Origin of the sequence: Agrobacterium sp. 10MFCol1.1, assembly GCF_000381165.1 — a bacterium.
In the GTDB taxonomy this organism is placed as follows: domain Bacteria; phylum Pseudomonadota; class Alphaproteobacteria; order Rhizobiales; family Rhizobiaceae; genus Agrobacterium; species Agrobacterium tumefaciens.
Genome location: NZ_KB906084.1, coordinates 1 through 10,909, shown reverse-complemented (window position 1 = coordinate 10,909; position 10,909 = coordinate 1). Strand labels below are relative to the sequence as shown.

22 protein-coding genes are annotated in these 10,909 nt (G+C 57.4%); all 22 read right to left on the bottom strand.

Annotated features, from left to right (window positions below; translation table 11 throughout):
- Window positions 1-33: 33 nt before the first annotated feature.
- On the bottom strand, window positions 34-513 hold the full coding sequence (rplO, locus tag F617_RS0124310; RefSeq protein ID WP_019567051.1) for a 50S ribosomal protein L15: 480 nt from the start codon (window positions 511-513) through the stop codon (window positions 34-36).
- A gap of 16 nt (window positions 514-529) precedes the next feature.
- Window positions 530-736 carry a 50S ribosomal protein L30 gene (gene rpmD / locus F617_RS0124305; RefSeq protein WP_003495212.1) on the bottom strand — a complete coding sequence of 69 codons (207 nt, stop codon included), beginning with the start codon at window positions 734-736 and terminating at the stop codon, window positions 530-532.
- An 11-nt stretch (window positions 737-747) separates the two neighbouring features.
- Complete coding sequence (rpsE, locus tag F617_RS0124300; protein WP_003516126.1) at window positions 748-1,317, bottom strand: 30S ribosomal protein S5; 570 nt, start codon at window positions 1,315-1,317, stop codon at window positions 748-750.
- A gap of 218 nt (window positions 1,318-1,535) precedes the next feature.
- The gene (gene rplR, locus F617_RS0124295) at window positions 1,536-1,898 is read right to left on the bottom strand and encodes a 50S ribosomal protein L18 (protein ID WP_003516127.1); all 363 of its coding nucleotides are present in this window, start codon (window positions 1,896-1,898) and stop codon (window positions 1,536-1,538) included.
- A 12-nt stretch (window positions 1,899-1,910) separates the two neighbouring features.
- Window positions 1,911-2,444, bottom strand: a complete 534-nt coding sequence (rplF, locus tag F617_RS0124290; protein WP_003516129.1) for a 50S ribosomal protein L6 — start codon at window positions 2,442-2,444, stop codon at window positions 1,911-1,913.
- Between the two features lie 43 nt (window positions 2,445-2,487).
- Complete coding sequence (rpsH, locus tag F617_RS0124285; RefSeq protein ID WP_003516131.1) at window positions 2,488-2,886, bottom strand: 30S ribosomal protein S8; 399 nt, start codon at window positions 2,884-2,886, stop codon at window positions 2,488-2,490.
- A gap of 12 nt (window positions 2,887-2,898) precedes the next feature.
- Complete coding sequence (gene rpsN, locus F617_RS0124280) at window positions 2,899-3,204, bottom strand: 30S ribosomal protein S14 (protein ID WP_003495202.1); 306 nt, start codon at window positions 3,202-3,204, stop codon at window positions 2,899-2,901.
- Between the two features lie 33 nt (window positions 3,205-3,237).
- The gene (gene rplE / locus F617_RS0124275; RefSeq protein WP_003495201.1) at window positions 3,238-3,792 is read right to left on the bottom strand and encodes a 50S ribosomal protein L5; all 555 of its coding nucleotides are present in this window, start codon (window positions 3,790-3,792) and stop codon (window positions 3,238-3,240) included.
- Entirely contained in the window at window positions 3,785-4,093 is a 309-nt protein-coding gene (gene rplX / locus F617_RS0124270) for a 50S ribosomal protein L24 (protein ID WP_003516133.1), read from the bottom strand. Before rplX ends, rplE begins: the two co-directional genes overlap by 8 nt.
- Window positions 4,094-4,105: 12 nt before the next feature.
- Window positions 4,106-4,474: a 50S ribosomal protein L14 gene (rplN, locus tag F617_RS0124265; protein WP_003495199.1), complete on the bottom strand. Its 369-nt coding sequence runs from the start codon at window positions 4,472-4,474 to the stop codon at window positions 4,106-4,108.
- A gap of 234 nt (window positions 4,475-4,708) precedes the next feature.
- Window positions 4,709-4,945 carry a 30S ribosomal protein S17 gene (gene rpsQ, locus F617_RS0124260; RefSeq protein ID WP_003495195.1) on the bottom strand — a complete coding sequence of 79 codons (237 nt, stop codon included), beginning with the start codon at window positions 4,943-4,945 and terminating at the stop codon, window positions 4,709-4,711.
- An 11-nt stretch (window positions 4,946-4,956) separates the two neighbouring features.
- Window positions 4,957-5,157, bottom strand: a complete 201-nt coding sequence (gene rpmC / locus F617_RS0124255) for a 50S ribosomal protein L29 (RefSeq protein ID WP_003495193.1) — start codon at window positions 5,155-5,157, stop codon at window positions 4,957-4,959.
- A gap of 12 nt (window positions 5,158-5,169) precedes the next feature.
- Window positions 5,170-5,583, bottom strand: coding sequence for a 50S ribosomal protein L16 (rplP, locus tag F617_RS0124250; RefSeq protein ID WP_003516136.1), 414 nt, complete (start codon window positions 5,581-5,583; stop codon window positions 5,170-5,172).
- Window positions 5,584-5,621: 38 nt separating this feature from the next.
- Window positions 5,622-6,353, bottom strand: a complete 732-nt coding sequence (gene rpsC / locus F617_RS0124245) for a 30S ribosomal protein S3 (protein WP_003516138.1) — start codon at window positions 6,351-6,353, stop codon at window positions 5,622-5,624.
- Window positions 6,353-6,742 carry a 50S ribosomal protein L22 gene (rplV, locus tag F617_RS0124240; RefSeq protein WP_003495184.1) on the bottom strand — a complete coding sequence of 130 codons (390 nt, stop codon included), beginning with the start codon at window positions 6,740-6,742 and terminating at the stop codon, window positions 6,353-6,355. Before rplV ends, rpsC begins: the two co-directional genes overlap by 1 nt.
- 2 nt (window positions 6,743-6,744) lie before the next feature.
- Window positions 6,745-7,023 (bottom strand): 30S ribosomal protein S19, encoded by a 279-nt coding sequence (gene rpsS, locus F617_RS0124235; protein WP_003507772.1) that lies wholly within the window; start codon window positions 7,021-7,023, stop codon window positions 6,745-6,747.
- A 15-nt stretch (window positions 7,024-7,038) separates the two neighbouring features.
- Window positions 7,039-7,875 carry a 50S ribosomal protein L2 gene (gene rplB, locus F617_RS0124230; protein WP_003516146.1) on the bottom strand — a complete coding sequence of 279 codons (837 nt, stop codon included), beginning with the start codon at window positions 7,873-7,875 and terminating at the stop codon, window positions 7,039-7,041.
- Window positions 7,876-7,918: 43 nt separating this feature from the next.
- Window positions 7,919-8,212: a 50S ribosomal protein L23 gene (locus F617_RS0124225; protein WP_003495178.1), complete on the bottom strand. Its 294-nt coding sequence runs from the start codon at window positions 8,210-8,212 to the stop codon at window positions 7,919-7,921.
- The gene (gene rplD / locus F617_RS0124220; RefSeq protein ID WP_003516147.1) at window positions 8,209-8,829 is read right to left on the bottom strand and encodes a 50S ribosomal protein L4; all 621 of its coding nucleotides are present in this window, start codon (window positions 8,827-8,829) and stop codon (window positions 8,209-8,211) included. Before rplD ends, F617_RS0124225 begins: the two co-directional genes overlap by 4 nt.
- Before the next feature lie 12 nt (window positions 8,830-8,841).
- Window positions 8,842-9,483, bottom strand: a complete 642-nt coding sequence (rplC, locus tag F617_RS0124215; RefSeq protein ID WP_003516149.1) for a 50S ribosomal protein L3 — start codon at window positions 9,481-9,483, stop codon at window positions 8,842-8,844.
- Between the two features lie 166 nt (window positions 9,484-9,649).
- Entirely contained in the window at window positions 9,650-9,958 is a 309-nt protein-coding gene (gene rpsJ, locus F617_RS0124210; RefSeq protein ID WP_003507767.1) for a 30S ribosomal protein S10, read from the bottom strand.
- Between the two features lie 313 nt (window positions 9,959-10,271).
- Window positions 10,272-10,909 (bottom strand): EF-Tu/IF-2/RF-3 family GTPase (locus F617_RS0124205; RefSeq protein ID WP_019567049.1); only part of this gene is annotated, 638 nt, incomplete at its 5' end.

Genomic DNA, 10,909 nt, shown 5'->3' with positions numbered 1-10,909 from the left:
GCGACTATGCCCCGGGCGTCTGAAGTCTATATATTACTCGGAAGCTTCAGCTGCAACTGCGAGAAGCTTGATAGAGCCGCCAGCCTTCTCAATCTTTTCGAGTGCAGGCTTGGAAGCGCCGGCAACTTCAAAAGCAACCTTGCTCGTCAGTTCGCCGTCAGCGAGAATGCGAACGCCGTCCTTGGTGCGACGGATAACGCCAGCAGCCTTGAGAGCAGCAGCATCGATCGTTGCGGAAGCGTCGAGCTTCTTGGCGTCGATGGCGGTCTGAATGCGGCCGAGCGATACAACAGCAAATTCGGAAGCGAAAATGTTGTTGAAACCGCGCTTCGGAAGACGACGGTAGATTGGCATCTGACCGCCTTCAAAACCGTTGATGGCGACGCCCGAACGAGCCTTCTGACCCTTCACACCGCGACCACCGGTCTTGCCCTTGCCGGAACCGATACCGCGACCTACGCGGATACGGTCCTTGGTGGAGCCTTCGTTGTCTCTGATTTCATTGAGTTTCATGATAGGTTACTCCGTCTCACTTCTCGTCAACGACGCGAACGAGATGCTGGACCGCACGGATCATGCCGCGAACCGCAGGAGTATCTTCCAGGGTGCGCTGACGGTGCATCTTGTTGAGACCCAGACCGACCAGCGTCTGACGCTGGATTGCCGGGCGGCGGATAGGGCTGCCGATCTGTTCGACCGTAACAGTCTTTTTGGCTTCAGTAGTCTTCTTGGCCATGATCCAGCTCCTTATTCTTCAGAAGCGTTGCCGGAAGCGGCACGACGAGACTGAAGGGTCGCATACTTGAGACCACGCTGTGCAGCGATGTCCTTAGGATGAACCTGATGCTTCAGAGCGTCGAACGTTGCGCGAACCATGTTGTACGGGTTCGAAGAACCGGTCGACTTGGCAACAACGTCATGAACGCCCAGCGTTTCGAAAACAGCGCGCATCGGACCACCGGCGATGATACCGGTACCGGCCTTGGCCGAACGCAGCAGAACCTTGCCTGCGCCGTGACGGCCATTGACGTCGTGATGCAGCGTGCGGCCATCGCGCAGCGGAACGAAGATCAGATCGCGCTTTGCGCTCTCGGTTGCCTTACGGATGGCTTCCGGAACTTCGCGAGCCTTGCCGTGACCGAAGCCAACGCGGCCCTTCTGGTCGCCGACGACGACGAGAGCGGCGAAGCCAAAGCGACGGCCACCCTTAACAACCTTTGCAACGCGGTTGATCGCGACCAGCTTGTCGACGAATTCGCTATCGCGTTCTTCACGGTTCTGGCGGTCGTCGCGAGAACCTCTTTTTTCCTGTGCCATTGTCCTTGTCCTTTTTCTTTTACGGGTGGAACGGCAAACGAAAAGACCACCGGCCTCGATGAAGAGACCCGCATGGTCCGGTGAAATTCCGCCCGGATCGTTGTCAGGGCGGAAACTGCAGCGCCGCGTGTCGAAACCGACACGCAAAGGACGCTGCAGGATCTTGAGTGGTGCGTGACCCTTTCTCTCGATTGCGAACAATCGAAAGGGTCAAGCACTCAGAAGTTCAGACCGCCTTCGCGGGCAGCTTCTGCCACAGCCTTGATACGGCCGTGATAGATGAATGCGCCACGGTCGAATACGACATCCTTGACGCCAGCCTTGACGCCACGCTCTGCAACCAGCTTGCCTACGACAGCTGCTGCTGCAACGTCGGCGCCGGTCTTGAGCGAGCCGCGCAGATCGGCTTCGAGCGTGGAGGCAGACGCAAGCGTCTTGCCAGCAACGTCATCGATGATCTGAGCGTAGATGTTCTTCGACGAGCGATGAACCGACAGGCGCGGGCGGCCATTGGCAACCGCCTTGATCTGGCGGCGCACACGGCTCGCGCGACGTGCAAGTGCTTCTTTCCTGCTAGCCATTTCGCGTGATCCTTACTTCTTCTTGCCTTCTTTGCGGACGATACGCTCTTCAGCGTACTTCACGCCCTTGCCCTTGTAGGGCTCGGGACCACGGTATTCGCGGATTTCCGCGGCAACCTGGCCAACCTGCTGCTTGTTGATGCCGGAAACGATGATTTCCGTCGGCTTCGGAACGGCAATGGTGATGCCGACCGGAGGCTCGTAAACAACATCGTGGCTGAAACCGAGAGCCAGCTGCAGGTTCTTGCCCTGCAGGGCGGCACGGTAACCGACGCCGTTGATTTCGAGCTTGCGTTCGTAGCCGTCCTTAACACCCTTGAAGATGTTCTCGATCATCGTGCGGGACATGCCCCACTTGGAACGAGCTTCCTTGGTGTTGTTGGCCGGCGTTACGGAAACGCCATTATCTTCGAGTTTCAGCTGGATGTCGTCATTAGCGACGAAAAACAGTTCACCCTTCGGGCCCTTAGCAGTGACCTTCTGGCCGTCGACATTGGCCGTAACACCTGCTGGAACCTGAACGGGCTTTTTACCGATACGAGACATTGTTCAATCCTGTCTGTTCGTTATGGAGATCCGTGCTCGGGTCTTAGAAGACCGAGCAAAGAACCTCGCCACCAACGTTCTGTTCGCGAGCTTGGTGATCGGCCATCACGCCCTTCGGGGTCGAAAGGATGGTGATGCCGAGGCCGTTCGCGACCTGCGGAATGGACTTAACCGAGACATAAACTCGGCGGCCCGGCTTGGAAACGCGGCCGATCTCACGGATCACGGACGCGCCTTCGTAGTACTTCAGTTCGATCGTGAATTCGGCCTTGCCGTTTTCGAAATCGACCTTGGAATAACCGCGAATGTAGCCTTCAGCCTGCAGCACGTCGAGAACGCGTGCGCGGAGGCTGGAAGCAGGCGTGCTTACCGAAGACTTACGGCGAGCAGCACCATTGCGGATGCGGGTGAGCATATCACCCAAAGGATCAGTCATGGTCATGTGCCCGTCTCCTTACCAGCTCGACTTGACAATGCCCGGCACCTTGCCGGAATTGCCCAGCTCACGAAGCGCGATACGCGACATCTTGAGTTTGCGATAGAACGCGCGCGGACGGCCCGTTACTTCGCAGCGGTTGCGGATACGCGTCTTCGAGCCGTCACGCGGCAGCGAAGCGAGCTTCAGAGTGGCCTTGAACCGGTCTTCGATCGGAAGGGACTGGTTCATCACGATCGCCTTCAGTGCAGCCCGCTTGGTGGCCTGCTGGGCGACCGACTTGCGGCGGCGCTTGTTCTTTTCAACTGCGCTTGTTTTCGCCATATCGGAGTTCCTTTTCTACGCTCGTCGTTACGGTTAGTGACGGAACGGGAAGTTGAACTCTGTAAGCAGAGCCCGTGCTTCGTCGTCCGACGTCGCCGTCGTGCAAACGATGATGTCCATGCCCCACATCTGATCAACCTTATCGTAGTTGATCTCAGGGAACACAATGTGTTCCTTGATGCCCATGGCGAAGTTGCCACGGCCGTCAAAGCTCTTCGGGTTCAGACCCCGGAAGTCGCGAACGCGCGGCAGCGCGATGTTGACCAGGCGATCAAGGAATTCATACATGCGGGCGCCACGAAGGGTAACCTTCGCACCGATCGGCATGCCTTCGCGAACCTTGAAACCAGCGATCGAGTTGCGAGCGCGGGTAACAACCGGCTTCTGGCCGGCAATCGCAGCCAGGTCACCGGCAGCAATGGTTGGCTTCTTGGAGTCGGCAGTTGCCTCGCCAACACCCATGTTGATCACGATCTTTTCAAGCTTCGGGATCATCATCACGTTGGCGTAGGAGAACTTCTCCTGCATGGCGCCACGGATACGGGAAACGTACTCCGTCTTGAGACGCGGCTCGTACTTATCAGCCATCGATCACTTCTCCCGAACGCTTGGCCACGCGGACCTTCTTGCCGTCTACAACAGTAAAGCCAACGCGGGTCGGCTTGCCATCCTTATCGACGATGGCAATGTTGGAGATGTGCAAGGACGCTTCCTTGTTGATGATGCCAGCTTCCTGAGCCTGGGTCTGGCGCTGGTGACGCTTCACCATGTTAACGCCACGCACAACGGCCCGATCTTCCTTCGGCAAAACCTGGATTACTTCGCCGGTACGGCCCTTGTCCTTACCGGTCAATACGACAACGTTGTCGCCTTTACGAATTTTCTGCATCGCATACGCTCCTTACAGTACTTCCGGAGCCAGCGAGATGATCTTCATGTGGTTCTTGGCGCGAAGTTCGCGCGGAACCGGTCCGAAGATACGGGTGCCGATGGGCTCTTTCTTGTTGTCGATAAGAACGGCTGCGTTGTTATCGAAACGGATGACGCTGCCGTCAGCGCGACGGATGTCCTTGGCGGTGCGAACGACAACCGCCTTCATCACATCGCCCTTCTTGACGCGGCCGCGCGGAATAGCTTCCTTGATGGAAACGACAATAATGTCGCCAACAGAAGCATATTTGCGCTTCGAGCCGCCCAGCACCTTGATGCACATGACACGACGTGCGCCGGAATTATCCGCCACGTCGAGGTTTGTTTGCATCTGAATCATGTCAGGTCGCCTTCTTGTTGTTACCGGAACGGTTGGGCAAACTCTCCCGAGTGAGCCCCCTGCCCCAGCTTATGAATGTCTCTTTTTTTGCGCGGAAATGTCGTGACAGGGTGGTTTCCCGAAGGACCTTCCGTGCGCATCAAAGCAAAAGACGCTCGATTCACGAGCGTCCTTGCGGTGCTTCATACAGTATTTCGCGCCAAGTACAAGAGACCTGGCGCGATTCTGATGAAATTAAGCCTGGGCGGAAACGACCGTCCAGCGCTTGTCCTTGGAGATCGGTGCGCATTCCTCGATGGAAACGACATCGCCGACCTTATACTGATTGTTTTCGTCGTGTGCCTTGTACTTCTTCGAACGGCGAACGGTCTTCTGGAGCAGCGGGTGAGCGAATCGGCGCTCAACCCGGACTACAACAGTCTTCTCGTTCTTGTCGGACACTACGACGCCCTGCAGAATGCGTTTCGGCATATTATTTTTCCTTAGGCCTTGGCTTCTGCCGCCTTCTGGCGGGCAATGGTTTTAACGCGGGCGATGTCCTTGCGGACTTCGTTGATGCGCGAGGACTTCTCCAGCTGGCCAGTCGCCTTCTGGAAGCGCAGGTTGAACTGCTCCTTCTTCAGATCAGCGAGCTTGTCCTTGAGCTGGTCGGCGCTGAGGCCGCGAACTTCATCGGCTTTCATGTGCCTTGCTCCTTACTCTGCGATGCGCTGTACGAAGCGCGTCTTGACCGAGAGCTTGGCAGCACCGAGACGAAGCGCCTCGCGGGCGATCTCCTCGGACACACCGTCGATCTCGAACATCATACGACCGGGCTTGACCTTGCATGCCCAGTATTCGACCGAACCCTTGCCCTTACCCATACGAACTTCGGTCGGCTTTGCCGTTACCGGAACGTCTGGGAATACGCGGATCCACACACGACCTGCGCGCTTCATGTAACGCGTGATCGCGCGGCGGGCCGCTTCGATCTCGCGTGCGTTCACGCGGTTCGGTTCCTGCGACTTCAAGCCGAATTCACCGAATGCCAGGTCAAAGCCGCCCTTGGCGACGCCCTTGATGCGTCCCTTGAACTGCTTGCGGTACTTAGTACGCTTTGGCTGCAACATTTTCTTACTTCTCCGAGCTTATCTTTCGCCAGCGTCAATCAAGCGTTTTCGCGACGACGATCGGGACGATCGCCACGCTCACGGCTTGCAGGGCCCTGAGCATCGCCTTCGAGACCACGACGCTCAGAAGCCATCGGATCGTGCTCAAGGATTTCGCCCTTGAAGATCCAGACCTTGATGCCGCAGATGCCGAACGCGGTTTCCGCTTCAGCTGTGCCGTAGTCGATGTCCGCACGCAGCGTGTGCAGCGGAACGCGTCCTTCGCGGTACCATTCGGTACGAGCGATTTCGGCGCCACCGAGACGGCCACCGCAGGTGATCTTGATGCCTTCGGCGCCAAGACGCATTGCGGACTGAACCGAACGCTTCATCGCACGGCGGAAAGCCACGCGGCGCTCGAGCTGCTGGGCGATCGACTGAGCGACGAGAGTCGCGTCGATTTCCGGCTTGCGCACTTCAACGATGTTGAGGTGCGTTTCGGAGTTGGTCATCTCGGAAAGCTTCTTGCGAAGCTTCTCGATGTCCGCGCCCTTCTTGCCGATGATGAGACCCGGACGAGCCGAATGGATCGTAACGCGGCACTTCTTGTGCGGACGCTCGATGACCACCTTGGCGATACCGGCCTGCTTGAGTTCCTTGATCAGGTAAGCCCGGATCTTCAGGTCTTCATGCAGCAGCTTGCCGTATTCAGCGGTGTCAGCGTACCAGCGGCTATCCCAGGTACGGTTGATGCCGAGGCGGAAGCCGATCGGATTGATTTTCTGACCCATTATGCGGCCTCCCCTTTTTCCTCAACTTCACGAACAACGATCGTGAGGTGAGAGAACGGCTTTTCAATGCGGGATGCACGACCACGGCCACGAGCGTGGAAACGCTTCATGGTGATGGACTTGCCAACATAGGCCTCGGCGACGACGAGAGCGTCGACGTCGAGGTCATGGTTGTTTTCCGCATTGGCAATCGCAGATTCGAGCGTCTTCTTGACGGTCCCTGCGATGCGCTTGCGGGAGAATTCGAGCTCGGCGAGAGCGCGATCAACCTTCTTGCCACGGATAAGAGCGGCAACCAGGTTCAGTTTCTGGGGGCTGACGCGGAGCGTACGGGCAATGGCCTGAGCCTCATTGTCCTTCAGCCGGCGTTCGGTCTTAGCCTTCGCCATGATTACTTCCTCTTTGCCTTCTTGTCCGCGCCGTGACCGTAATAGGTACGGGTCGGAGAGAATTCACCGAACTTGTGTCCGACCATGTCTTCATTAACAGAGACGGGCACATGCTTGCTGCCGTTGTAGACGCCAAACGTCAATCCGACGAACTGCGGCAGGATCGTGGAGCGACGGCTCCAGATCTTGATTACTTCATTGCGTCCGCTTTCGCGCACCTTCTCAGCCTTAGTGAGAAGATAGCCGTCAACAAACGGACCTTTCCAAACTGAACGAGCCACTTGAGACTTCTCCTCTTACTTCTTGCGCTGATGGCGCGAACGCATGATGAACTTGTCGGTCGACTTGTTCGAACGGGTGCGCTTGCCCTTCGTGGGTTTACCCCACGGAGTAACCGGGTGACGACCACCCGACGTGCGACCTTCACCACCACCGTGCGGGTGGTCGACCGGGTTCATGACGACGCCGCGAACGTGCGGACGCTTGCCACGCCAACGCGAACGACCGGCCTTGCCGTCGTTGGTGTTGCCGTGATCGGAGTTCGAAACTGCGCCGATCGATGCGAGGCAGGAGCCGTGCACCAGACGCTGTTCACCCGAGTTGAGACGCAGGATAGCCATACCGGCATCGCGGCCGACGAGCTGGACGTACGTACCGGCGGAGCGGGCAATCTGACCGCCTTTACCTGGCTTCATCTCGACGTTGTGGATGATCGAACCGACCGGAATGTACTGAAGCGGCATGGTGTTGCCGGGCTTCACGTCCACTGCCTTGTCGGAGGCGATCACCTTGTCACCGGCAGCGAGACGCTGTGGCGCGAGAATGTAAGCCTGTTCGCCGTCGGTATACGTAACCAGCGCGATGAACGCGGTGCGGTTGGGGTCGTATTCCAAACGTTCAACGGTGCCTTCAACGTCGAACTTGCGACGCTTGAAGTCTACCAGACGGTAGGTCCGCTTGTGACCACCACCCTGGAACCGGACGGTGATCCGGCCCTGGTTGTTGCGGCCACCCTTGGAGCTGAGGCCCTGGGTGAGAGCCTTTACCGGCTTGCCCTTGTAGAGCGAAGCGCGGTCCACGATAACCAGCTGACGCTGGCTTGGCGTGGTCGGATTGAAACTTTTCAATGCCATATTCTTGTTCCCTTTTGGGTCTTTGCCCGCTTGGGCCTAACCTTTAGAGTCCGGTGGACACGTCGATGGATTGACCTTCGGCGAGCGTAACGACGGCTTTCTTGACGTCTTTCAGCTTACCGGCGAACCCACGGAAACGACGGGTCTTACCCTTGCGGATAAGCGTGTTCACAGCCGTGACTTTGACGCCGAAGAGAGCTTCCACGGCAGCCTTGATTTCAGGCTTGGAAGCGCTTTTGGCGACGTTGAATACGACCTGGTTCTGTTCGGATACCAGCGTCGACTTTTCCGTGATCGAAGGAGATACGATCACATCGTAGTGGCGAAGATCCGTCATTTGAACCGCTCCTCCAGAGCCTCTACAGCAGCCTTGGAAAGCACGAGCTTACCACGACGCAGGATGTCGTAAACATTGATGCCCTGAACCGGCAGAACGTCCACATTCGGGATGTTCTGAGCTGCGAGCTTGAAGTTGCCATCAAGTTCTGCGCCACCGATAACGAGAGCGTTGGTCAGGCCAAGCGAAGCGAAGCTGCCCAGCAGAGCCTTGGTCTTTGCTTCGGACGCGACGAGCTGATCGACGATGATCAGATCTTCAGCCTTCAGCTTTGCAGACAGGGCGTGACGCAGAGCAAGCGCGCGAACCTTCTTGGGAAGGTCGTGTGCGTGGCTGCGAACGACCGGGCCGTGGGCCTTGCCGCCGCCGCGGAACTGCGGTGCGCGAGCCGAATGGTGACGAGCGCGGCCCGTACCCTTCTGCTTGTACATCTTCGCACCAGTACGGGAAACTTCCGCACGGGTCTTGGTCTTGTGCGTTCCCTGCTGCTTCTTTGCAAGCTGCCAGCGAACCATACGGGCCAGGATATCCTGACGGGGATCGAGGCCGAAAATCTCGTCCGACAGAGAAACCTTGCCGGCGTCTTTTCCCTCGAGGGTCTTGACGTTCAATTCCATGATAAGGCTCCCTTACTTCGCGGCCGACTTGACGGCGTCGCGGACGATGATCCAGGCGCCCTTGGAACCGGGAACTGCACCCTTAACGAGGATCAGGCCACGGTCTTCATCGGTCGAAACGACTTCGAGGTTCTGGGTCGTAACGCGCGTCTGGCCCATATGACCAGCCATGCGCTTGCCCTTCCACACGCGGCCCGGATCCTGGTTGTTACCAGTCGAACCGTGCGCACGGTGCGATACGGAGTTACCGTGCGAAGCGCGACCACCACCGAAGTTGTGACGCTTCATAGCACCGGCAAAACCCTTACCGATCGTGGTTCCCGTTACGTCGACCAGCTGGCCGGCCTGAAAATGAGTTGCGGTCAGTGTTGCACCGATATCGATCAGGTTCTCGGGGGAAACCCGGAACTCGACGAGCTTTGCTTTCGGTTCGACATTGGCAGCGGCAAAATGACCGCGAAGCGCCTTCGTCGTGTTTTTGACCTTGGACTGGCCGGCACCGAGCTGAACTGCGGTGTAGCCATTCTTGTCTTCCGTGCGCTGGGAAACGACTTGTACGTTATCCATCCGCAATACTGTTACTGGAATATGTTCACCAGCGTCGTTGTAGACGCGGGTCATACCCACTTTCTGTGCAATCACACCTGAACGCATTGGTTCATCCTCTTGCGAGCCTTGAAGGGAAAACCCTTTTTGGCCTTTGTTAAGGAGTGCCCTTCGACATCTCACGATGTTTCCGGTCTCCGGATTGGAAGCCGTTGGATTTCTCCACGTACCTTCCTTGTTATATGGCCCTCACTTGGATGAGGTCAGGCCAGTCTTAGAGCTTGATTTCCACGTCAACGCCGGCAGCCAGGTCGAGCTTCATCAGAGCATCGACGGTCTGCGGGGTGGGGTCAACGATATCGAGAAGACGCTTGTGCGTCCGCATTTCGAACTGTTCACGGCTCTTCTTATCAACGTGAGGAGAGCGGTTGACGGTAAACTTTTCGATGCGGGTTGGGAGCGGAACCGGGCCGCGAACGCTGGCGCCGGTGCGCTTTGCGGTCGACACGATTTCACGGGTAGAGGCATCGAGGATCCGGTGATCGAACGCCTTGAGGCGGATACGGATATTCTGGCCGTTCATTCGTCTTGTCCTTGTTCTTTGTTATTCGTTTCCGCACGCGGAAACACATGAACTTCTATTGATCGTGGCGCCGCAGATTTTCAAAAATCGAGAGGGATGCGCGTCGCACCCCAATCATTTCAGTAGTCTGTATTGCTAAAACACCGCGCTCCGCAATTGCTTGCGAATCCAGCGGGTGAGTGTGAATGCGCGTTTACGCGCTTTCACCGAATTTTTCAAGCACTAAAAATGCAACGCCGCCAGGCTTTTTTACTAAAAGCCCGGCGGCGGTGTGGGTTACACCGCCGCCGGTCTGAATTTCAACGTCGTGAAATTACTCGACGATAGAAGCGACGATGCCGGCGCCGACGGTACGGCCGCCTTCGCGGATAGCGAAGCGCAGCTTTTCTTCCATCGCGATCGGAACGATCAGCTCGACTTCAACAGTCACGTTGTCGCCAGGCATAACCATTTCCGTGCCTTCTGGAAGCGAAACGATACCGGTAACGTCAGTCGTACGGAAGTAGAACTGCGGACGGTAGTTCGTGAAGAACGGCGTATGACGGCCGCCTTCTTCCTTCGTCAGGATGTAGGCTTCTGCCATGAACTTCTTGTGCGGCTTGACCGAACCCGGCTTGCACAGGATCTGGCCACGCTCAACGCCGTCACGGGTAACGCCGCGAACCAGAGCACCGATGTTGTCGCCAGCCTGGCCCTGGTCGAGCAGCTTGCGGAACATTTCAACGCCGGTAACCGTCGTCTTCGACGTCGGACGAATGCCGACGATTTCGACTTCTTCACCAACCTTGACGATACCGCGCTCAACGCGACCCGTCACAACCGTACCACGGCCAGAGATCGAGAACACGTCTTCGATCGGCATCAGGAACGGCTGGTCGATCGGACGCTCAGGCGTCGGGATGTAGGCGTCAACAGCAGCCATCAGCTCGCGGATTGCGTCTTCACCGATCT